Here is a 23,200-nt window from a genome sequence, read left to right as displayed (position 1 = left end):
TTTTTGAGGTGATTTAATGAGTTTAGGCCCTATGGGGATGTCTTCTGGCATGGATATAAATGCCATGGTCAGCAAAATTGTCGATGCGGAGCGTGTGCCAAAGCAGCAACGTATCGATAATGAGCGAATGAAGAATGACTCAAGCATTAGTGCTTATGGGCGACTCAGAGAATCGCTAGATACGATGAAAAATCTGATGACAAATTTTCGTCAGGAGAAGGCTTTTGCAGTTCGAAAAGTCGATACCACCAATGATGAAGTTGTCTCAGCAACTGCAACAACAGATGCGATAGCTGGTAAATATGCCATCGATGTGTTGCAGCTTGCTCAGAGTCACAAAGTGGCTTCCGATGTCATTCCGGAAGATACTAAATTTGGCCCTGGCAAGCTGCAGGTTTCGCTTGGTGATAAAAACTTCGACGTTGATATCAGTGCTAATTCAAAATTGATTGATGTTGTTAGAGGTATTAACGGCGCCGGTAAAAATCCTGGCGTTCGTGCTTCTTTAATTAACGACGTTGAAGGCCCACGTCTTATACTGGCTTCTAATTTGTCAGGTAAAGACCATGCGATAAAAATTAACGTAGATGCCGAGCCCGGTGATGCGTTAAAAACATTTGAATATAAAACTCTTGAAGAGCGTGTTTCCGATTTAGAGAAAGCAAGAAACGCGGCTCAAGAGCTGATAGTGGCTGACGATCCTAATGCGATTAATGGCCTAGGGGCTAACTCAGAAGGTTCAGATAAAGCCAACGGCAACGACCCACTTTCTTCACAAGATCAAATCCCACAAGATCAAACAACGGGTCCAAACGCCACTACCGATCCCAATAGTCCACAAGCTCAAACGATTGACCCCGTGACAGGCTTACCTGTGGACGCGGCAACGGATGCTCTGCAAGCTGCCGCTAAAACCGCTTCTTTATTACCACAAGATAATATTCCAGGTTGGACAGAGACTGCTTCAGGAACGCTGCTTGATTCATATTACACGCCTGAAGCTGAACTGGATTCGAAAGCGATCGAAAAAGCGCCCGATGTACCAGGCTGGACAAATACGGCTTCAGGTACGCTTACTGACTCTTTTGTGACGCCGAAAGAAGCGCAAATCCAGCTTGATAAAAAGCTCGCAGATGAAAAAGCAGCGATTGAAAATGCCGTTTTAACTGGAGAGTTAACACCAGAACAAGCAAAGCAGATTGAACGAGCAAAGTTATCACCAGAAGAAAGGGCGCATCTTGAGAAAGTGGAAAAAGCTCAAGTCGATCTAGAAAAAGCTCAGCGCTCATTTGACAGTTATAATGGGATGACGGAAGTTCAAGCGGGTCAAGATTCCGTTGTTGTCTTAGATGGTATTGCTCAGTTGTCGAGTAATAACAACATTATTGAAGATGCAATTGAAGGTGTCGATTTAACTCTCAAAGGAAAAACAGAGAAGAATAAAGCTCCGGCAGAAATTGGTATCGAATACGATAGACGAAGCGTGCGAGATGATATTGAGCAGTTCGTTGCCGCTTATAACCAGTTTTATCAGATGTCTAAGCAGCTCTCTTCGGTTGACCCAACGACAGGGCAGAAAGGCCCATTAGCGGGAGACAGCATTGTTAGAGGTGCCGATTCTCGCTTAAAGAGTGTCTTCTCCAGCAGCATTTCTAAAGCACCAAAAGATATTCAAAGTTTAACCGAGTTTGGTGTCACCACCACGCGTCAAGGTACACTTGAAATCAACTACGATATGCTTGATCGCCAATTAAATAATAACTTCAATAAGTTGGAAGATTTTTTTGGTGGCAATAATGGTTTTGCAAAAAAAGTCGAAGATGCGATTCAAAGCATGACTGGTGTAACCGGTGCGATTCGTACTCGCGAAAAAAGTATGGTTGAACAGAATTACCGTTTAAGTGATGATCAAGTCACTTTAGATCGACGGATGGAAGGCTTAGAAAAGAGAACTCACTCGAAATTTACCGCCATGCAAGAAGCGACAGGAAATATGCAGTCACAGCTTTCTGGCATGATGAATGCATTAGGCTAATATGATGCAAGCAGAATTGACACTCCTTTGTGAGTTAGATCACCAATTACTGAAAGCATTAGAAGAAAAAGAAATTAATGCTGAAGAAATCGTATCCTTGGTCGATAAAAGAGAACAGTTGCTGCAGAGTACTCTGCATTTTCTAGGTGAAAACCCAGAATTTAAACAAAGTAAGCAATGGCATGAGGCTATTGCTCGAACTAAACAATTAGTTGAATTGATGCAATCAGAAACCAATCGAGTCGGGCAAATACTTCAAAAGTATCGACACGGAAGCAAATCACTTCAGCAATATAAAAAGTTTTTATAAAAGAGGAATACTATGCGTGGTTCTTTACAAGCTTACAAAAAGGTATCAGTGGATAGCCAGCTAAGCGCTGCGTCCCCGCATAAAGTGATCCAAATGTTGATGGGTGGTGCTATCGAACGCCTTATTCAAGGTAAAGCAGCGATGCAAGCAGGTAACATTCCTGTGAAAGGCGAACGTTTAGGTAAAGCTCTAGATATCATCATTAGCTTGCGTAGTTGTCTCTCTATCTCTGATGGTGGAGAGATAGCAAAAAACCTAGATCAGCTTTATGAATTTATGATTACACAAATTTCAACGGCAAATCACAAAAATGATCCTCAACCCATTGATGATGTAATTGACATTATTCGCGAAATTAAATCAGCATGGGATCAAATTCCGAACGAATATCACAATTTAACGGCTGCTGAAGTAGGAATATAAATAACTAAAGTTTAAACCAAGCTCACATCGCCTAATTGCTTGGTTGCCTTATTTTTTTAATCAAATAAAATAGAAGCCATTAGACAGCCTAATGGCTTTTTTGTTGCTGATTTCCGTAATGTGTCTATCGTTATCTTATAGAACTGTTAAAAATAGCGCTATTTCAGGTGACGTATCTCAAAGTTTGACCGCAACGTTTCAAAAATTAAGGCAATAATTCTTACTTATGCAAGGCTTAGCAAAACTGCTTGTAATTGAAGACGACGCTCAAAGTCGTTTAAATCTAAGCAACATATTAGAATTCGTTGGAGAACTCTGCGAAGTAATCAGCACCGATCAGATCAATACTATTGATTGGTCTCGTGTCTGGTCGGGCTGCATTATCGGTTCGATCAAAGGCGGTGGCTTTTCCCCGCTGCTGATAGATAAACTTGCGCAATCTAACCATATCCCGCTGTTAATCATGGGTGAACACCTATATCCAGTCGATGATCTTCCTAATTATGTAGGAGATCTTGCTCTACCTTTAAACTACCCGCAATTAAGTGATGCTTTAAGACACTGCAAAGAGTTTCTCGGTCGTAAAGGCGTACAAGTCTTAGCTTCAGCACGAAAAAACACACTCTTTAGAAGCTTAGTTGGGCAGAGCCATGGTATTCAGCATGTACGTCACTTAATTGAGCAAGTTTCGAATACCGAAGCCAATGTGCTTATTCTCGGCGAATCAGGAACAGGCAAAGAGGTAGTGGCTCGCAATGTTCATTACCATTCTGCTCGAAGAAAAGGCCCATTTGTTCCTATTAACTGTGGAGCCATTCCGCCAGATTTACTTGAAAGTGAACTGTTTGGACATGAGAAAGGCGCATTCACAGGGGCGATCACATCGCGTAAAGGCCGTTTTGAGTTAGCGGAAGGTGGCACTCTGTTTCTTGATGAGATTGGTGATATGCCAATGTCGATGCAAGTTAAACTGCTTCGAGTGCTTCAAGAGCGCAGCTTTGAACGTGTTGGTGGAAACACCACGATCAAAGTTAACGTCAGAGTGATCGCTGCGACTCATCGAAACTTAGAAACGATGATTGACGATGAATCATTTCGTGAAGACTTATATTACCGTTTGAATGTCTTCCCAATTGAAATGCCAGCGCTTCAGGACAGAAAAGAGGATATCCCACTGCTTTTGCAAGAGTTAATGACTCGCATGGAAGCAGAAGGTAGCTTGCCAATTTGCTTTACCCCACGTTCTATTAACTCTTTGATGGAGCATAGTTGGCCTGGTAACGTTCGTGAACTAGCAAATCTTGTCGAGCGAATGGTGATTCTATATCCAAATAGCCTTGTTGATGTTAATCACTTACCAACAAAGTATCGCTATAGTGACATTCCTGAATTTCAGCCTGAAAATCAGCTTTATGGCACAGTTGAAGAGCAAGAAAGAGATGCCCTTGCCGATATTTTCGCTGAAGATTTTAGCTTTGATCAACCCGATGAACTTGCTGAGCATATGAACGCGCCACAATCTCTTCCTCCAGAAGGGGTGAATTTGAAAGAGCTGTTAGCCGACTTGGAGGTCAATATGATCAGCCAAGCCCTAGAGGCTCAAGGTGGCGTTGTGGCAAGAGCGGCAGATATGCTAGGAATGCGAAGAACAACTTTAGTCGAAAAAATGCGTAAGTATAATTTACAACGATAAAGAGTTCGGCTCATAGAGGATAGCGGTCAATTTTTTGACTGGTGTTAACTTATTGTTTATTAAATAATAATAGCCTGGTGTGTTTTTGCATATCAGGCTATTCTAGTTTTTAGCCGCGCCTGTTAGGAATAAAGACGACATGTCATCATCGAATAATATAGAGAATCAGTCACATTTAGATTCTGTTGAGCATCAAGTTGAACGTTATAAGCAAGTGCTTGATGTTATGCCTGCTGGGGTCATCTTGCTCGATACTCAAGGGGAAGTTCGAGAAGCAAACCCTGAAGCTCATCGTATTCTGGGTGTGACTCTAGTCGGTGAGAAATGGTTTTCCATTATTCAAAGTGCCTTTGATCCACGTGAAGATGATGGGCATGAAATATCACTAAAGAATGGACGAAAAGTTCGTCTAGCCATTTCCGCTTCTGCGACAGGCCAACTGATTCTTGTGACCGATTTGACCGAAACCCGGTTACTTCAAGCGCGTGTTGGTGACCTTCAGCGATTATCCTCATTAGGGCGTATGGTGGCATCTCTTGCGCACCAAGTCAGAACCCCGCTTTCAAGTGCAATGTTATACGCTTCAAATTTAGCCGCTCCCAATTTACCCACGGCAACCAAAGACCGCTTTCAATCCAAATTGATGGATCGACTTCATGATTTAGAAAAACAAGTCAATGATATGCTGCTCTTTGCGAAGGGGGGTGATAATAAAGTTGTGAGCGGATTTACAATTCAGGATTTGGTCGCTGAATACCAACCAATGGTTGAAACTGCATTGAAAAATAATCAGATCGACTATTGCCAAGAGATAGAACATGAAGAGACGCAAATGCTTGGCAATTCCAATGCAATTGCGTCGGCATTAAGTAACCTGGTGCTTAACGCCATCCAGATTGCTGGTAAAGCGTCACAGATTGATGTTTTTTTCCGACCGGTTAATGGTGAATTACGTATTTCTGTGCAAGATAGTGGACCGGGTGTTCCCAAAGAGATTCAAAGTAAAATCATGGAACCATTTTTTACGACTCGTTCACAGGGAACAGGCTTAGGGCTTGCTGTCGTACAAATGGTCTGTCGTGCTCATGAGGGACGACTAGAATTAATATCAGAAGAAGGGGATGGCGCGTGTTTTACCATGTGCTTACCGCTAGATAAAAATCACACTGGAGAATCATAATGGCTCAAAGCAAAGTGTTAATCGTAGAAGATGACGAAGGTCTACGTGAGGCTCTCGTTGATACCTTGGCACTCGCAGGGTATGAATGGCTAGAGGCCGATTGTGCAGAAGATGCTTTAGTTAAACTTAAAGCGAACCAAGTTGATATTGTGGTCTCCGATGTCCAAATGGCGGGAATGGGAGGGTTAGCACTGCTGCGCAATATTAAGCAGCATTGGCCAAATCTGCCTGTTTTACTTATGACGGCTTATGCCAATATTGAAGATGCCGTTGCCGCAATGAAAGAAGGCGCGATTGACTATATGGCAAAACCTTTTGCCCCTGAAGTATTGCTCAATATGGTGAGCCGTTATGCGCCTGTAAAATCTGATGATAATGGCGATGCGATTGTTGCCGATGAAAAAAGTTTAAAATTATTAGTACTTGCTGAAAAAGTCGCAAAAACTGATGCGAACGTGATGGTTTTGGGGCCTAGTGGTTCAGGCAAAGAGGTCATGTCACGCTATATTCATAACGCCTCAAATCGTAAAGATGGCCCATTTATAGCGATTAACTGTGCCGCGATCCCCGATAACATGCTAGAAGCAACCTTGTTTGGTTATGAAAAAGGGGCATTTACTGGCGCAATTCAGGCGTGCCCTGGAAAATTCGAACAAGCTCAAGGTGGCACCATTTTACTTGATGAAATCAGTGAAATGGACATGAACTTACAAGCTAAGCTGTTACGTGTACTTCAAGAGAGAGAAGTAGAACGTTTGGGCAGTCGCAAAAGCATTAAGTTAGATGTTCGAGTACTAGCGACCAGTAACCGAGATTTGAAGACATACGTGTCAGAAGGTAACTTTCGTGAAGACTTGTACTACCGCTTGAATGTTTTCCCAATTACGTGGCCTGCGCTTTGTGAGCGTAAAGGTGACATCGAACCATTGGCTAAACACCTTGTTGAGCGCCACTGTACCAAGTTAGGTTTGGCGGTTCCGACGGTTTCACCTGATGCGATCAATAAACTACTCCAGTACCCATGGCCAGGGAATGTCAGAGAGCTTGATAATGTTGTTCAGCGAGCATTGATTTTAAGCGAGCAATCAAACATTACCTGTGATCATATTTTATTAGAAGGCGTTGATTGGGCAGACGCTACTAGCCTGCAAAATATTGTATCTGAAGGTAATATAGCCACACCTGAAATTAAACCTATCGCAGAAGCGGATGCATCGGTTGCAAAAATACCGAGTGAAGGGTTAGGTGGTGAATTGCGAGATCAAGAGTACGCTATCATCCTTGAAACCTTAATTGAGTGTAATGGTAAGCGCAAAGAGATGGCGGATAAGTTAGGTATTAGCCCGAGAACCTTACGCTATAAACTCGCTAAGATGCGTGATGCTGGGATAGATATTCCAAATTAGTATCAGTAAACAATCACTATAAATGGAATTTGCTGTACCATATTAGGAATGGCATATAATTTGCTCTGTCAATATTAGGGCATAACGAATAGTCAAAACTTTGGCTTCTGAGGTAAGAATGAGAATTGATGGTTTACAAGGTGAAATGCAAACCATGATGCTAGAAGCAACAAACAGCAGACCTGCGGTGACGGGAAAGCAAGCCGGAGTTGACTTCGGTGATATGTTGAATCAAGCCATTAATAATGTGAATTCATTACAAAAGACATCAGGTAACTTACAAATGCGGTTTGATCGCGGTGATGAAGATGTCTCACTTTCAGATGTCATGATCGCTAGAAATAAATCAGGTGTTGCCTTTGATGCGACCATTCAGATTAGAAATAAGCTGGTGGACTCTTACAAAGAATTGATGAATATGCCGGTATAAATTTTGGGTAGTAAATAGTGGCTGACGATAATAATTCTACAGACTTAACCGTGACAGATGGAGCTGACAGTGCATTGATGGCATCGTCTGATAACCATTTAGATGGACAGAATCCAGATTTAGATGAGCGCAGTTCGTCTAAATTTGATATGGCTGTTGGTGATCTCGATCTTCTAAGACAAGTGGTACTGGTTCTCTCAATCTCAATCTGTGTCGCGTTGATTGTGATGCTTTTTTTCTGGGTCAAAGAGCCAGAGATGCGACCGCTTGGTGCTTATGAAACCGAAGAGATGATCCCAGTACTTGATTATCTTGATCAGCAAAAAATCGAATACCGATTGGATGGGAATACCATTCAGGTTCCAGCTAGTGAATACAGTTCATTAAAACTCAATATGGTTCGAGCAGGAGTGAATCAAGCCAGAAATGAAGGCGATGATATCCTGTTACAAGATATGGGTTTTGGTGTATCTCAACGCTTGGAAAAAGAGCGTCTCAAGTTAAGCCGTGAGCGTCAACTTGCCAAAGCAATAGAACAGATGAAGCAAGTGAGAAAAGCTAAAGTTCTATTGGCACTACCTAAACAGAGTGTTTTTGTTCGACATAGCCAAGACGCGTCAGCATCGGTTGTTTTAACTCTTAGTATGGGCGCAAATTTACGTCAGCAAGAAATAGACTCTGTGGTTGATATGGTGGCGAGTGCCGTACCTGGTATGAAAACATCTCGTATCACGGTGACAGATCAACACGGACGCTTATTAAGTTCAGGCTCACAAGATCCACTATCAAGTGCTCGTCGTAAAGAGCAAGAGTTAGAACGTAATCAAGAGCAAGAGCTAAGAGAAAAAATAGACTCCGTACTTATCCCAATTTTAGGGCTCGGTAACTATACTTCTCAAGTGGATATTGAACTTGATTTCAGCGCGGTAGAACAAACGCGTAAACGCTTTGATCCTGGTACACCGGCGACTCGAAGTGAATATACGCTTGAAGATTATAACAATGGCAATGTGGTTGCGGGTGTTCCTGGTGCGTTGAGTAACCAGCCACCTGCTGATGCTTCAATTCCACAAGACGTTGCTCAGATGAAAGATGGTTCAATATTAGGTCAAGGCTCTGTCCATAAAGAAGCGACTCGAAATTTTGAGCTTGATACTACTATCAGCCACGAACGAAAACAGACGGGCGTTGTTAATCGTCAAACGGTATCAGTGGCAATTAAAGAGCACAGCTCAATTAATACTGAAACAGGTGAAGTCACTTATACACCATTAACTTCTAGCGAAATTGATACCATCAGACAAATACTTATTGGTACGGTTGGTTTCAGTGAAGCGCGAGGCGATTTAATTAACGTATTAAGCGTGAAGTTTGCCGTTCAAGAGGCAGACATAATCGCTGATGTTCCAATTTGGGAACACCCGAACTTTAATGACTGGATCCGTTGGTTTGCAAGCGCGTTGGTTATCATCGTTGTGATTCTTGTACTGGTTCGCCCAGCAATGAAGAAATTGCTTAACCCTGCGGAAGAAGAGGAAGACCCAATGTACGGCCCAGATGGTTTGCCTATCGGTAGCGATGGCGAAACCAGCCTGATTGGTGGTGATATTGAAGGCGGTGAGCTGTTCGAATTTGGCTCAGGTATCGATTTACCAAATCTACATAAAGATGAAGATGTACTTAAAGCTGTTCGTGCTCTTGTCGCGAATGAACCAGAGCTTGCTGCTCAAGTTGTGAAAAATTGGATGATGGATGCCTAACGAACTCGTAAACCAAGAAGAAGGCGCTGATGGCGCTGGAACTGAAGTTGATATTTCAGGGATCAGTGGCGATGAAAAAGCCGCTATTCTTTTATTGAGCCTTAATGAAGAAGATGCAGCGGGTATTATCCGCCATCTTGAGCCAAAGCAAGTCCAACGAGTTGGTAGTGCGATGGCAAAAGCCAATGATTTGAGCCAAGAGAAGGTTGGGGCTGTGCACCGCGCATTCCTCGAAGATATCCAGAAATACACCAATATCGGTATGGGTAGTGAAGACTTCATGCGTAATGCTCTGGTTGCCGCACTTGGTGAAGATAAAGCGAACAACTTAGTTGACCAAATTTTACTGGGTACAGGCTCAAAAGGTCTGGATTCACTCAAATGGATGGATCCAAGACAAGTGGCTAGCATCATTATCAATGAGCACCCGCAGATCCAAACTATTGTGCTCTCTTACTTGGAGTCGGATCAGTCAGCCGAAATACTGTCTCAATTCCCTGAGCGTGTACGCCTAGACTTAATGATGCGTATTGCTAACCTTGAAGAAGTACAACCTTCAGCGTTGGCAGAGCTAAATGAGATCATGGAGAAACAGTTCGCTGGTCAAGCAGGTGCTCAAGCCGCGAAAATTGGTGGCCTGAAAGCCGCTGCTGAAATCATGAACTACATGGATAACAGCGTTGAAGGCATCTTGATGGATCAAATCCGAGATCAAGATGAAGACATGGCCACTCAAATTCAAGACCTCATGTTTGTATTTGAAAACCTTATCGAAGTGGATGATCAAGGCGTTCAGAAACTTCTACGTGATGTGCCACAAGACGTACTACAACGTGCTCTTAAAGGTGCTGACGAAGGCTTGCGTGAGAAGATCTTCAAGAACATGTCTAAACGTGCAGCTGATATGATGCGTGATGATATCGAAGCGATGCCTCCTGTTCGTGTTGCCGATGTTGAATCTGCTCAGAAAGAGATTCTTACTGTTGCGAGGCGTTTGGCTGATAGTGGTGAGATTATGCTATCTGGCGGCGCAGACGAGTTCTTATAAAGACGACCCTGAAGCCTCCTCGTGAGGCTTCATTATTATTGTTTGTACGTTAATCCAAATTCCCCAATTCCATTTTATACAGGTATCAATATGTCAGGTGAAAGAAAAAGAGGCTTCTTACGCCCCGATGAAGATGAAAACATTGAGCAACCTAAAAAGTGGGGTCTGCCCGATTATGGGGCTGAAATAAATAAACAAGCGAAAGATACCGCGTTTAATTACGATCCCGGTTGGATGCCTGATTTTGATGAACCCGAACCAGAGGCTCCTTTAGAACTCACCGAAGAACAGATTGAATTGATCAAGCAAGGCGCCTACCAAGATGGATTGCATCAAGGGCAAGAAGCTGGCTTTAAGCAAGGTTATGAAAAGGGTAAAGAAGAGGGTTTCGAAGCGGGCCATTCCGAAGGCAATGAAGCTGGAAAGCTTGAAGGCGTGACTGCTGGACAAGAGTACATCCAGCAACAAGTGAGTATCTTTATGGGATTAGCCAATCAATTTGCTCAGCCACTTGAATTAATGAATGCTCAGGTAGAAAAACAGCTTGTTGATATGGTATTGACCTTGGTAAAAGAGGTCGTCCACGTTGAAGTTCAAACTAATCCACAGATCATTCTCGATACCCTTAAAGAGTCAGTTGAAGCCTTGCCGATATCTGGACATGCGATCACCATTAAGTTAAACCCTGAAGATGTCGCGATAGTGCATGCCGCTTATGGTGATAACGAACTTGATTGCCGTAATTGGTCGTTAGCGTCAGAGCCTGCGTTAAACCGCGGAGACGTGGAGATCGAAGCTGGAGAATCGAGCGTTAATTATCGAATGGAAGATCGTATTCATACTGTGATCCAAGGTTTTTGTGGCGCTAACCGACATCAAGGACACTCGTGATGTTGGCGCTGGCAGAAAGACTTGAACAATATAAAGTCGAAGGGCTAACCAGTCGTCCAATCGCTTCTGGTAAGCTAGTACGTGTTGTTGGGTTAACTCTTGAAGCGACAGGTTGCCGAGCACCAGTCGGCAGTTTGTGTCATGTGGAAACCATGTCTGGCGTGATGGAGGCAGAAGTTGTAGGTTTTGCTAATGACAACTTATTCCTTATGCCAAGTGAACAAATATCCGGTATCTTGCCCGGTGCAAAAGTGACGCCTTTAACCCGAGAAAGTGGTTTGCCTGTTGGGATGGAACTATTAGGTCGTGTCATCGATGGTGTTGGTAACCCACTTGATGGTTTAGGTGCTATTTATACTGAAAATCGAGCTCCACTAAACGCAGTTCCGATCAACCCTTTGGCACGTAAACCAATTTCTGAACCTTTGGATGTTGGTTTAAAAGCGATTAATGGGCTTCTTACTGTCGGTAAAGGACAACGTATTGGCCTATTTGCTGGTTCAGGTGTGGGTAAATCCGTAACCCTAGGGATGATGACGCGAGGCACGACCGCGCAGGTTGTTGTGGTAGGGTTAATTGGTGAACGTGGACGGGAAGTTAAAGAGTTCATTGAAGAGATTCTTGGAGAAGATGGGCGTAAACGATCAGTGGTAGTTGCTGCCCCTGCTGACTCCTCGGCACTGATGCGATTAAAAGGTTGCCAAACCGCTTTGACGATTGCGGAGTATTTTCGTGACCAAGGGCTAGATGTCTTGCTTTTAATGGATTCATTGACACGTTTTGCCCAAGCACAGCGTGAAATAGCACTGTCTGTAGGTGAACCTCCGGCAACGAAAGGTTATCCACCTTCTGTTTTTGCAAAACTACCAGCCTTAGTAGAACGAGCGGGTAACGGAAGCCAAGAACAGGGATCTATTACCGCCTTTTTCACCGTTTTAACCGAAGGTGATGACCTACAAGATCCAATTGCAGATGCTTCACGAGCAATCCTTGATGGACACATTGTACTGTCTCGTGAAATGGCGGATGCAGGTCACTACCCTGCGATTGATGTTGAACGATCTGTGAGTCGTGTGATGCCGCAAATCACCACTGATGAACATATGTTGATGTCAAAAGCGGTGAGACAAGTACTCTCAATTTGCCGTAAAAACCAAGATTTAGTGTCGATTGGTGCCTATAAACCAGGGACCGATCCCGCCATTGATGGTGCCTTTACATTGAAACCTAAACTTGATGAGTATTTGCAGCAGAAAATGAAAGAGAGCGTACCTTACGATATGTGTGTCAACATGTTGAAGCATGTTCTCGGAGGGTAGTAAGTTATGGATAATGCACTAGATTTCTTACTTGAGCAGGCGAAAGAGAAGCAAAATCAAGCTCAAATGGCACTGAATCAAGCCAATATCGAGCTGGAAGATTACTACAAGCAAGTGGCCCAGATAGAACAGTATCGATTGGATTATTGTCAGCAGTTGATTGAGCGTGGCAAAAACGGCCTTACCGCAAGCCAATATGGGCACTTGAATCGCTTCTTAACTCAGCTTGATGAAACCTTATCAAAACAGAGAGACGCAGAATCTCACTTCAAAAACCAAGTGGATAATTGCCAAGAGTACTGGCTAGAAATGCGAAAGCAATGCAAATCCTACGAGTGGTTGATGGAGAAGAAAGAGACAGAGAAGCGACAACTCGAAGAGAAAAGAGACCAAAAACAGATGGATGAGTTCTCTACACTGCTGTATAGCCGAAAGAAATCGCATTTCTGATATTTTTCTTTCATGTCACCACACCGATACCCTATTTGATGAACCATTTTGATAATGGTTCTCCCTCCTTATCAATTTAATAGCGAAGCTTTCCGTTAACTGGCTCATTTTTTGCAAAGTTTTCAGTTGCAATTGTATTTTGTCAATGTTTTAGCTGCTTCTGCTCTTGGCTCAGTACGTGTGGTCCTTCACTTGGTGTGAAATAGAACGATTTCAATCAGAAAACTTTTTTGTGAGAGCCTTTGACATGAACCTTAATATTCAATCAACTTCCGATAGCTCAAAGTCTTCCCTTCTGCAAAAGGGCAGCGGCAGTTCCGCATCTTCTTCCAGTGAGGCGGCAGAGTCGAAAGGTTTCTTTGCTACGCTAAAAGAAGCGTTTGGCCAAGGTGAAGAGGCAAAAGTATCGGATGTAGAAAAAACAAAAGTGAAGTCAGAGAAATCGTCTAATGACTCAGATTCAGACACTGAAATTGATGGCGAGAAAAAAGTCGATAGCAGTAAAGCGAGCGGTGACAACGCGAGCAAAGAGGTCTCCTCTGAAGAGGGCGAGATCACTGCTGATAGTGAAGCGCCTCTTACTTCAAATGAAAAGTCAGTTACTGGTGAAGAGCCAGGAGTAAAACAGACATCTAATACGAGCGGTGACTCGGTTCAGGCTGAGCAGTCTGATAGCTCAAAACATCAGGTAATGAGCGCGCAGCAAGGAAAAAACAGCGAACAAAACCCAGCACAGAAAGCAGGTGAGAGCGCGGATCCATCGAAAGTGTCGGCGGTGATGGATGAAGGAAACGAATTGCTTGGTCGACTGGATGAGGCAAATAAAACGCTTCAACCAGAAGACGGCAAAACATTGCCTCAGTCAAAAGGTGCTTCTGAAACGGTGAGTGCGCAAACGAGCACCCAGAATCCACGTCCTAATCATTCAGATTTAATGAAGAGTGGCACATCTGAAATATCGAAAGAGCTAGATCCTACGCTTACGGTATCGGATGTCAGTAAAGTGCCCGCTTCGGGTGGGCAAGAGAGTGTCGCTGAAGAGTTGGCACCACAACATGTACAGTTAACAGAGCAAGAACGAGCTTTTATCACAGACGCTAAATTCGCGGATCAAAAACAACTCGACGCCTTGATTGCGAAAAGTGAGACGGTTCCTTTATCTGAACAAGAGCTAGAAGCGGTCGCTGTATTAAAAAGTAAGATCGCGGCTGAAGAGCAGATTTTATTATCGAACGAGCTTCCGGCTACTGATCTTTTGGCAAAACAGCCGCTGTCTAACCAATCTGCGGCTAACAGTTCTGCTGTGTCACCAAATAAAGTCGACACGAACTCGTTATCAAATAAAACGTCTGCCAGTAGTGAACTTTCGAACAATAACGAATTCTCTAGCAACAACGTTGCTGCTAATCCTCAAGAAATTCAGTGGGGAAGCGTGGCAGCAATGGAGCCGAAAATAGACGGGCAGATCGCAGCAAAAGGGGCTCAAGGTGCATTAGCCACATCCGTTCATAATGCATTGAATCAGCAGCAAGCTGCTCAAGCGATGTTAACTGAGAATGACATTACAGAAAAAGTGTTGACTGAAAAGGCGGCCCTAGACAAAAGTGCAGCAGATAAAGCGATAATGGGACAATTTTCAGCACAGCAAGCGATGAACACTGATGCTAACGCTTTAAACATCGCGGCACAGGCTTCTGGAATGAGCAGTAAAAATGCGGCAAGCCAAGCGGCATTAGCAAGTGCGTTAGGGGCTGGAGCAATAGGGGCAACGCGCAAGTCATCGGGCAATGAAGCTTCAGATACATTAGCTCAGCAAATAGCGTCTGCATCTGGTCAGCCTGGAACGCCGACTCCAGCACAAGCTCGTGCTGAAATTCAAGCAGCACAACAAGCCCCGCTGCAGCTAACAAAAGAGTTAGCGAATGAGCAGGTTCAAGAAAAAATACAGATGATGATGTCTAAAAACCTTAAAAACTTAGACATTCGACTCGACCCGCCAGAGCTTGGTCGAATGCAAATTCGTATGACGATGAATAATGATTTAGCGAATGTGCATTTTACGGTATCAAACCCACAAGCTAGGGAAATAATTGAGCAAACATTACCTCGTCTGCGTGAAATGTTAGCTCAACAAGGGTTGCAACTTGCAGACTCATCAGTACAGCAACAAAGCTCGGGTCAACAACAGGGGCAATTTGGATCGTCTGCAAGTGAAGGGGCATCATCAGGTTTTGGTTCAAATAATGATCAAAATGGTGAAAATTTTGATGCAGATGTCAAACTTGATTTGAATGTCGCTACAAAGCGTGATGGAATCAGTTATTACGCTTAAACTAACAATAAAATAATAACCTAGAGACAATTATGGCTGACGAAGTAGAAACAGGCGAAGCGCCAAAAGGAAAGAGTAAGCTCTTAATCATAATTATTGCCGTGGTCGTACTATTAGCTGGTGGCGGTGGTGCTGCCTTTTTCTTTATGGGGTCAGATAGCTCACCTGAACAAAGCGGAACGCAAGAAGCGGCGCCAATTGCAGTAGAAAATCTCGCCGCTTACGTAAATATTCCTCAGCCTTTCTTATTTAATGTTACTGGGGACAAAAGAGATCGTTTAGTACAAATTAAAGTTCAGTTGATGGTTCGAGGCAGCGAAAATGAAAATGCAGCACGCTACCACTCTCCTTTAATCGAAAGTGCACTGCTTGCTACTTTTGCTTCCGCCACAGTGAATCAATTACGTTCGGCAACAGGTCGTGTGGAATTGCGAAACAAAGCGACAGAAGACGTAAAAGCAAGTTTGACCAAAGCGGTAGGGAAACCTGTTATTGAGAAGGTACTTTTCACTGATTTCGTAATTCAATAGGTGTTACGTGACTGATCTATTAAGCCAAGACGAAATTGATGCGCTGTTACACGGCGTTGATGATGTTGATGATATTGATGATGACGATATTGGTGCCGAGGTTGAAGGTGCCACGAGTTTTGATTTTTCATCTCAAGACAGAATTGTTCGTGGTCGAATGCCGACCTTGGAACTTATCAATGAGCGTTTTGCTCGGCATATGCGAGTCAGCTTATTCAACATGCTGAGAAAAACAGCTGAAGTGTCGATAAACGGCGTTCAGATGATGAAGTTTGGTGAGTATCAAAATACACTATACGTGCCAACCAGTTTGAATATGGTACGTTTCCGGCCTCTAAAAGGCACGGCTCTGGTTACCATGGAAGCGCGATTAGTGTTTATTTTGGTAGAAAACTTTTTTGGTGGCGATGGACGTTTTCATGCGAAAATTGAAGGCCGAGAGTTTACTCCCACAGAGCGCCGTATTATACAACTACTTCTGAAAATCGTATTTGAAGATTACAAGGAAGCATGGTCGCCAGTAATGGGCGTTGAGTTTGAGTATCTTGATTCAGAAGTAAACCCAAGTATGGCAAACATTGTGAGCCCGACGGAAGTGATCGTCGTTAGTTCATTCCATATTGAAGTGGATGGTGGTGGTGGTGATTTCCACGTCGTTATGCCGTATTCGATGGTAGAGCCAATCCGAGAATTGCTTGATGCTGGTGTCCAATCCGACAAAATGGAAACTGACGTTCGTTGGAGCACCGCACTTCGTGACGAAATTATGGATGTTCCGGTCAACTTCAGAGTTAATCTATTGGAACAAGACATTTCATTAAGAGATTTGATGGAACTGCAACCGGGTGATGTGATCCCGATGGAAATGCCTAAACATGCCACCATGTTTGTTGAAGAGCTACCCACTTACCGAGTTAAGATGGGGCGTTCAGGTGAAAAACTTGCAGTTCAAGTGTCTGAGAAAATTAGCAGACCACATGTAGTGAAAACGGATCTAGCATTCTTGGGTAAAGACATCATGTCTGATCTTGATGCTGAAGAGCAAAGTGAAGAATAAAATAATAGGTATTGAGAATGGAACCAAGTGACGACCAAAAGCTAGCGGATGAGTGGGCTGCCGCATTGGGTGAAGATCCAAGTGCACCAAGTATAGATGTTGATGAGATCATGGCTGCGCCTCTTGAAGAGTTACAAGATTCGTCAGCACCAATATCCGAAGATGAGCGACGTAAGCTCGATACGATAATGGATATTCCAGTGACCATCTCTATGGAGGTTGGACGCTCTCAAATTAGCATTCGAAATCTTTTGCAATTAAACCAAGGTTCAGTGGTTGAGTTAGACCGTGTTGCCGGTGAATCTTTGGATGTGATGGTTAATGGCACCTTGATTGCTCACGGCGAAGTGGTTGTCGTGAATGATAAGTTTGGTATTCGCCTGACGGATGTTATCAGCCAGACCGAACGTATTAAGAAGCTTAGGTAGATCATTAATGCCACGTAAGTTAGGTGTTCAATATTTGTTGGTGGGCTGTGGGCTGTTTTCTAGCCAAGCGATGGCGGCGCCACCAACTCAACTGGATTTAGCGACCACATTTGGGTCGCTTTTGTTGGTTCTTGCTTTTATCTTTTTTCTCGCCTTTATGCTGAAACGCATGAAAGTGCCTTCACTGATTAACCAAAAAGATTTAAGTATTGTTCGCCAAATTGCAGTGGGGACGAAAGAAAGAATCGCAGTGGTGCAGGCCGGAGAAGAGCAGTTTTTAGTGGGGATTACGTCTCAATCGATCCAGCTAATTTCGAAACTAGATACCCCTATAAAACAGGAGGAGCTGGAGAAAAGCCAGTTTTCAAATCAGCTAAGCCAGCTATTAACAAAAAATGAAAAGAAATAGCGCGTTGAATACCCTATTGGTATACGTGGCGATCCTCGGTGCATTGCTACTCTCTCCATTCTCACTTGCCCAAGAAGAGCTTGAAACGGTTCTTCCTAATTCAGCTGCGACCTCAGAAAGTGTGACTGTCTCTGCGATGGAGAAAGAGCAAGGAGCATCACGCAGCTCAATGAGTAGCGTAAATGGCGCAGGTATTCCAGCCTTTACCATGACCAGTAATCCCGATGGAAGTGAGGATTATTCGGTAAACTTACAAATTTTAGCCTTAATGACCATGCTAGGCTTCTTGCCTGCGATGGTGATTTTGATGACCTCATTTACGCGTATTGTGGTGGTCATGTCTATTCTGCGGCAGGCGATGGGCCTACAGCAAACACCTTCAAATCAAGTTATTATTGGGATTTCGATCTTTTTAACATTCTTTATTATGTCCCCAGTACTTGATCAAGTGAACGAACAGGCGATTCAACCCTACTTAAATGAGCAGATAACCGCTCGTGCAGCCTTTGATGCAGCACAAGAACCGATGAAAACTTTCATGCTGAAACAAACCAGAGTAAAAGATCTGGAGACGTTTGTTGAGATATCTGGGGCAGAAGTGAGAAACCCTGAAGATGTCTCGTTAGCAGTGTTGATTCCGGCGTTCATTACTTCCGAGTTAAAAACGGCTTTCCAAATAGGGTTTATGCTGTTCTTACCATTCTTGATTATCGATTTGGTAGTGGCCTCCATTTTGATGGCAATGGGTATGATGATGCTATCTCCGATGATTGTCTCTTTGCCCTTTAAACTCATGTTGTTTGTATTGGTTGATGGTTGGAACCTTATTTTATCCACCTTAGCCAGCAGCTTTGCATTGTGACGAGGAGCAACCTATGACTCCTGAAATGTTTGTCGAACTCTTTAGAGACGCACTGTGGATGGTTCTGATCATGGTGTGTGCGATTATCATACCGAGTTTGATGATCGGTTTAGTGGTGGCGATTTTCCAAGCCGCCACGTCAATTAACGAACAAACACTGAGTTTCTTACCCCGTTTGATTGTGACCTTATTATCGTTGATGCTATTCGCACACTGGATGACACAGATGATGATGGAGTTCTTTTTTAGTATCGTCGAACGATTACCACAAGTTCTTTACTAGGAACGACGATGGAATACCCCACAACGGTTGTATTAGATTGGTTAGCCAACTACTTTTGGCCCTATACCCGAATATCTGCCATGTTAATGGTAATGACGGTGACAGGGGCAAGGTTTGTTTCGCCTAGAATACGCCTCTATTTGGGGTTAGCGATCACCTTAGCTGTGATGCCTGCAATACCTGCTGTACCAACCAATATCGAACTGCTCTCATTTAAAGGGTTTATCACGGTTCTCGAACAGTTGATTATCGGTGTTGCCATGGGGATGGTGACTCAATTTATGATTCAGACATTTGTTATGCTTGGTCAAATATTGGGTATGCAATCGAGCTTGGGTTTCGCCTCTATGGTTGACCCAGCGAACGGGCAAAATACGCCAGTACTTGGTCAGTTATTTATGTTTTTAGCGACCATGTTTTTCCTCTCGACTAATGGGCATTTAAAGATGCTTCAATTAGTTATTTTCAGTTTTACAACATTGCCGATTGGTTCCGGTTCGTTGACGACGGTTGATTTTAGAGAGTTAGCGTTGTGGCTCGGCATCATGTTCAAAACGGCACTGAGCATGTCTCTGTCAGGCATTATCGCACTGCTGACCATCAACCTCTCATTTGGTGTAATGACGCGTGCCGCTCCTCAGTTAAACATTTTCTCTTTGGGTTTTGCCTTCGCATTGTTGGTTGGTTTAATGCTCTGTTGGTACATTCTTGGCGGCTTGTTTAGCCACTATGAACTATTCTGGATGGAAGGTGAGCAACAAATTTGCCGCCTGATCCGGTTGAATTGTTAGGGGGCCGATTTGTCAGAATCCGATGGTCAAGAACGCACAGAAGACGCCACGCCCAAACGCTTGCAACAGGCAAAAGAGAAAGGGCAGGTTGCAAGGTCAAAAGAATTAGCGTCAGCATCAGTCCTTATCGTTGGGGCGATATCTCTCATGTGGTTCGGAGATGGGCTAGCGAAAGCTCTCTTCGAAGCGATGGGTAGAATGTTCACACTTAGCCGTGAAGAGATTTTCAATGCCTCTAAGCTCCTCGAAATAGCAGCAGGAGCGGTCGGAGGGTTGATATTTCCACTGCTGCTCATCATATTTATCTTGTTTGTCGCTGCAATAATTGGAGCTGCGGGTGTTGGCGGTGTCAGTTTTTCTGTTGAAGCTGCCATGCCTAAAGCATCAAAAATGAACCCGATGAGCGGTCTTAAGCGCATGGTCGGAATGCAAAGTTGGGTAGAGCTGGTTAAATCGATACTCAAAGTTGGATTAGTGTCAGGTGTAGCCGTTTATCTGATCCAAAAATCACAAGCTGATCTAATGCAATTGAGCATGGACGTCTATCCACAAAATATATTCCACGCCCTTGATATTCTATTGAACTTTGTTCTGCTTATTAGTTGTTCATTGTTGATTGTCGTCGCCATCGATATTCCTTTTCAAATATGGCAACACGCTGATCAACTGAAAATGACCAAGCAAGAAGTCAAAGATGAGTATAAGGACACCGAAGGTAAGCCTGAAGTAAAAGGGCGGATCCGGATGTTGCAGAGAGAGGCGGCGCAGCGTCGTATGATGGCAGATATTCCCGATGCGGATGTCATCGTAACCAACCCAGAGCACTTCTCAGTAGCATTACGCTATAAACAAGACAAAGATAGAACGCCCGTCGTGGTCGCGAAAGGGGTTGACCATATGGCAATGAAGATACGAGAAGTAGCTCGTGAGCATGATATTTATATTATTCCAGCTCCGCCCCTTGCCCGTGCGCTTTATCACACCACAGAGCTAGAACAAGAAATCCCAGATGGCCTCTTTACCGCAGTTGCGCAGATCCTTGCTTATGTCTTTCAACTAAAGCAGTACCGTAAACGTGGTGGACAGCGACCGAAGCTCGACCCTAAAAATATTACGATCCCTCCAGAACTTCGACATTAACGGTGAATGCGGATTAAGTTCTATCGCTGACTTAATATTGAAGCAAATAGCGACCAACTAAACGAAAGGACTATTAACGGGCTATAGTTAAACAGAGACTGACTAATTTAGAGCTAGTGTTCTTTGAGAAGTGAGTAACTGACAAGCTGATTTTCAAGCGAGCAAATTCAAGTCAATGGTGAGGATTTAGAGATAGTTGCCATAATTTTGACAAATACCTTGGACTGATAATTGCTTAGTCAGTGAAATTAGTGCCAAAAACTGTTTAAATGACGTGTTCTTACGCCGAGATAGATAACCAATTTTTATATGAAATTTACCCTACCATTTGCGGATAAATTGCCTTCAATACCAAACCGTGCGATGCCTGCGATAGGCGCACCGGTTATGGTGCTAGCGACGCTAGCGATGGTTGTTTTGCCTATTCCAGCTTTTCTACTGGATATGTTTTTTACCTTTAATATCGCCCTTGCAATGGTCGTATTATTGGTGACTATCTATACTCGCCGTCCGCTAGATTTTGCGGCCTTCCCAACGGTTCTACTGATTGCCACTTTATTAAGGTTGGCACTGAATGTTGCTTCAACACGTGTCGTATTACTTTATGGTCATGAAGGCTCTGGTGCCGCCGGTAACGTAATCGAAGCGTTTGGTAATGTCGTTATCGGCGGTAACTATGCCGTTGGTCTTGTGGTATTCCTTATCTTGATGATCATTAACTTTATGGTTGTGACAAAAGGTGCAGGGCGTATCTCTGAAGTAAGTGCCCGCTTTACTCTTGATGCCTTACCAGGTAAGCAAATGGCTATCGACGCGGATTTGAATGCCGGATTAATCGATCAGGATCAAGCTCGTTTACGTCGCTTTGAAGTAACCAAGGAAGCTGACTTTTACGGTTCAATGGATGGTGCGTCAAAATTTGTAAAAGGTGATGCGATCGCCGGTATTTTAATCCTGTTCATTAACATTATTGGCGGATTAAGTATTGGTATGGTGCAGTACGATTTAGGTTTCGTAGAAGCGATTGAAATCTATACGCTGTTAACTATTGGTGATGGCTTGGTTGCACAGATACCGTCTCTTTTACTGTCTATTGGCGCTGCCATGATGGTTACTCGTCAAAATACAGATGAAGACATGGGGCAACAGCTCGTCTTTCAACTGTTTGATAACCCTAAGGCCTTGATGATCACCGCGGGTATTTTAGGCGTCATGGGTATCGTACCTGGAATGCCACATTTCTCGTTCTTATCTCTTGCCATCCTTGCGGGAGGAGGGGCTTATTTGATTGATAAGAAAGCGAAGAAGGCCAAACAAGAGCCTAAGCTACCAGTTACACCAAGTGGGGAGGCTCCTGCTCAGAAAGAACTCTCATGGGATGATGTACAACCCGTTGATATTATCGGCCTAGAGGTGGGCTATCGCTTAATCCCCTTGGTCGATAGAGATCAGGGTGGGGAACTATTAGAGCGAGTGAAAGGGGTTCGTAAGAAGCTTTCGCAAGACTTTGGTTTTCTTATCCCTGCTGTTCATATTCGAGATAATTTGGAACTCACTCCCAATAGCTACCGCATAACATTAATGGGGGTGGCTGTCGGTGAGGCTGAAATTCGTCCTGACTTAGAACTTGCGATCAACCCGGGGCAAGTGTATGGAATGATCGATGGTGAACCAACCATTGACCCCGCATTTGGACTTGAAGCGACTTGGATTCGAGTTGAACAGCGAGAACATGCTCAGGCACTAGGCTACACAGTGGTCGACTCTTCCACCGTTTTGGCGACGCATTTAAGTCAATTGCTCACGAATAACGCATCTCAGTTGCTCGGCCATGAAGAAGTTCAGAATTTGTTAGAGATGCTCAGTCGATCTGCGCCTAAACTAGTTGAAGGGTTTGTGCCTGATCTCATTCCGCTAGGAACCGTGGTCAAAGTGCTGCAAAACTTGCTCAATGAGGCGATACCAATTCGAGATATTCGTACTATTGTACAAACCTTGTCCGAGTATGCGGGTAAGAGTCAAGAACCTGACATTCTTACTGCGGCGGTTCGTATATCACTGAAACGACTAATTGTTCAAGAAATCAATGGCATAGAGCCTGAATTGCCAGTAATTACACTGATACCGGAACTGGAACAATTATTGCATCAAACTATGCAGTCGTCAGGTGGAGAATCAGCAGGTATTGAACCTGGTTTAGCTGAACGATTACAGATGTCTTTAAGCCAGGCGACACAAGAACAAGAATTAAAAGGTGAGCCTTCAGTTCTACTCACATCTGGAGTATTACGCTCTACTCTGGCTAAGTTTGTCAAAAATACCATACCGAATTTAAGGGTGCTGTCTTATCAAGAAATTCCAGATGAGAAACAGATCCGCATTGTACAAGCGGTTGGAAACTAGCTCGTGGTATACCCTAAATA

At 43.7% G+C, this 23,200-nt stretch carries 22 protein-coding genes; all 22 read left to right on the top strand.

Going from position 1 to position 23,200, the window contains the following annotated elements:
* The first annotated feature begins 16 nt into the window (after positions 1-16).
* The 22 genes from fliD to flhA all read left to right on the top strand — a co-directional run bounded on the left by fliD (position 17) and on the right by flhA (position 23,180).
* On the top strand, positions 17-2,035 hold the full coding sequence (gene fliD, locus L4C39_RS05940; protein WP_429744975.1) for a flagellar filament capping protein FliD: 2,019 nt from the start codon (positions 17-19) through the stop codon (positions 2,033-2,035).
* Positions 2,036-2,039: 4 nt separating this feature from the next.
* The gene (fliT, locus tag L4C39_RS05935; protein ID WP_113796770.1) at positions 2,040-2,345 is read left to right on the top strand and encodes a flagellar protein FliT; all 306 of its coding nucleotides are present in this window, start codon (positions 2,040-2,042) and stop codon (positions 2,343-2,345) included.
* A 12-nt stretch (positions 2,346-2,357) separates the two neighbouring features.
* The gene (fliS, locus tag L4C39_RS05930; RefSeq protein ID WP_113796772.1) at positions 2,358-2,768 is read left to right on the top strand and encodes a flagellar export chaperone FliS; all 411 of its coding nucleotides are present in this window, start codon (positions 2,358-2,360) and stop codon (positions 2,766-2,768) included.
* Between the two features lie 226 nt (positions 2,769-2,994).
* Positions 2,995-4,461, top strand: a complete 1,467-nt coding sequence (locus tag L4C39_RS05925; RefSeq protein ID WP_113796774.1) for a sigma-54 dependent transcriptional regulator — start codon at positions 2,995-2,997, stop codon at positions 4,459-4,461.
* 139 nt (positions 4,462-4,600) lie between these two features.
* Positions 4,601-5,641, top strand: coding sequence for a sensor histidine kinase (locus L4C39_RS05920; protein ID WP_429744973.1), 1,041 nt, complete (start codon positions 4,601-4,603; stop codon positions 5,639-5,641).
* Entirely contained in the window at positions 5,641-7,047 is a 1,407-nt protein-coding gene (locus L4C39_RS05915; protein ID WP_113796778.1) for a sigma-54-dependent transcriptional regulator, read from the top strand. Before L4C39_RS05920 ends, L4C39_RS05915 begins: the two co-directional genes overlap by 1 nt.
* Positions 7,048-7,165: 118 nt before the next feature.
* A complete protein-coding gene (fliE, locus tag L4C39_RS05910) occupies positions 7,166-7,477 on the top strand; it encodes a flagellar hook-basal body complex protein FliE (RefSeq protein WP_017052506.1) in 312 nt (103 codons plus the stop codon).
* Between the two features lie 77 nt (positions 7,478-7,554).
* Entirely contained in the window at positions 7,555-9,237 is a 1,683-nt protein-coding gene (gene fliF, locus L4C39_RS05905; RefSeq protein WP_429745248.1) for a flagellar basal-body MS-ring/collar protein FliF, read from the top strand.
* Positions 9,230-10,285: a flagellar motor switch protein FliG gene (gene fliG / locus L4C39_RS05900; RefSeq protein WP_017052504.1), complete on the top strand. Its 1,056-nt coding sequence runs from the start codon at positions 9,230-9,232 to the stop codon at positions 10,283-10,285. Before fliF ends, fliG begins: the two co-directional genes overlap by 8 nt.
* Before the next feature lie 90 nt (positions 10,286-10,375).
* The gene (fliH, locus tag L4C39_RS05895) at positions 10,376-11,176 is read left to right on the top strand and encodes a flagellar assembly protein FliH (RefSeq protein ID WP_017052503.1); all 801 of its coding nucleotides are present in this window, start codon (positions 10,376-10,378) and stop codon (positions 11,174-11,176) included.
* On the top strand, positions 11,176-12,495 hold the full coding sequence (gene fliI / locus L4C39_RS05890; RefSeq protein ID WP_017052502.1) for a flagellar protein export ATPase FliI: 1,320 nt from the start codon (positions 11,176-11,178) through the stop codon (positions 12,493-12,495). The genes fliH and fliI overlap by 1 nt, the downstream gene beginning before the upstream one ends.
* A 6-nt stretch (positions 12,496-12,501) precedes the next feature.
* Positions 12,502-12,945 (top strand): flagellar export protein FliJ, encoded by a 444-nt coding sequence (gene fliJ / locus L4C39_RS05885; protein WP_017052501.1) that lies wholly within the window; start codon positions 12,502-12,504, stop codon positions 12,943-12,945.
* 247 nt (positions 12,946-13,192) lie between these two features.
* Positions 13,193-15,277, top strand: a complete 2,085-nt coding sequence (locus L4C39_RS05880; protein ID WP_429744969.1) for a flagellar hook-length control protein FliK — start codon at positions 13,193-13,195, stop codon at positions 15,275-15,277.
* A 32-nt stretch (positions 15,278-15,309) separates the two neighbouring features.
* On the top strand, positions 15,310-15,807 hold the full coding sequence (gene fliL / locus L4C39_RS05875; RefSeq protein WP_017052499.1) for a flagellar basal body-associated protein FliL: 498 nt from the start codon (positions 15,310-15,312) through the stop codon (positions 15,805-15,807).
* 7 nt (positions 15,808-15,814) lie between these two features.
* Positions 15,815-16,864 carry a flagellar motor switch protein FliM gene (fliM, locus tag L4C39_RS05870; RefSeq protein WP_017052498.1) on the top strand — a complete coding sequence of 350 codons (1,050 nt, stop codon included), beginning with the start codon at positions 15,815-15,817 and terminating at the stop codon, positions 16,862-16,864.
* Positions 16,865-16,881: 17 nt separating this feature from the next.
* The gene (gene fliN / locus L4C39_RS05865) at positions 16,882-17,292 is read left to right on the top strand and encodes a flagellar motor switch protein FliN (protein WP_017052497.1); all 411 of its coding nucleotides are present in this window, start codon (positions 16,882-16,884) and stop codon (positions 17,290-17,292) included.
* A gap of 7 nt (positions 17,293-17,299) precedes the next feature.
* Complete coding sequence (fliO, locus tag L4C39_RS05860) at positions 17,300-17,701, top strand: flagellar biosynthetic protein FliO (RefSeq protein WP_113796786.1); 402 nt, start codon at positions 17,300-17,302, stop codon at positions 17,699-17,701.
* Complete coding sequence (gene fliP, locus L4C39_RS05855; protein WP_113796788.1) at positions 17,688-18,563, top strand: flagellar type III secretion system pore protein FliP; 876 nt, start codon at positions 17,688-17,690, stop codon at positions 18,561-18,563. Before fliO ends, fliP begins: the two co-directional genes overlap by 14 nt.
* 13 nt (positions 18,564-18,576) lie before the next feature.
* Positions 18,577-18,846 carry a flagellar biosynthesis protein FliQ gene (gene fliQ, locus L4C39_RS05850; RefSeq protein ID WP_017052494.1) on the top strand — a complete coding sequence of 90 codons (270 nt, stop codon included), beginning with the start codon at positions 18,577-18,579 and terminating at the stop codon, positions 18,844-18,846.
* Positions 18,847-18,854: 8 nt separating this feature from the next.
* The gene (gene fliR / locus L4C39_RS05845; protein ID WP_171757016.1) at positions 18,855-19,637 is read left to right on the top strand and encodes a flagellar biosynthetic protein FliR; all 783 of its coding nucleotides are present in this window, start codon (positions 18,855-18,857) and stop codon (positions 19,635-19,637) included.
* A gap of 9 nt (positions 19,638-19,646) precedes the next feature.
* On the top strand, positions 19,647-20,777 hold the full coding sequence (gene flhB, locus L4C39_RS05840; protein ID WP_017052492.1) for a flagellar biosynthesis protein FlhB: 1,131 nt from the start codon (positions 19,647-19,649) through the stop codon (positions 20,775-20,777).
* 309 nt (positions 20,778-21,086) lie between these two features.
* Positions 21,087-23,180: a flagellar biosynthesis protein FlhA gene (gene flhA / locus L4C39_RS05835; protein ID WP_429744965.1), complete on the top strand. Its 2,094-nt coding sequence runs from the start codon at positions 21,087-21,089 to the stop codon at positions 23,178-23,180.
* Positions 23,181-23,200: the final 20 nt, after the last annotated feature.

This window comes from Vibrio clamense, assembly GCF_050337905.1.
Classification (GTDB): Bacteria; Pseudomonadota; Gammaproteobacteria; order Enterobacterales; family Vibrionaceae; genus Vibrio; species Vibrio cortegadensis.
This window is presented reverse-complemented; position numbering and strand designations above follow the sequence as displayed.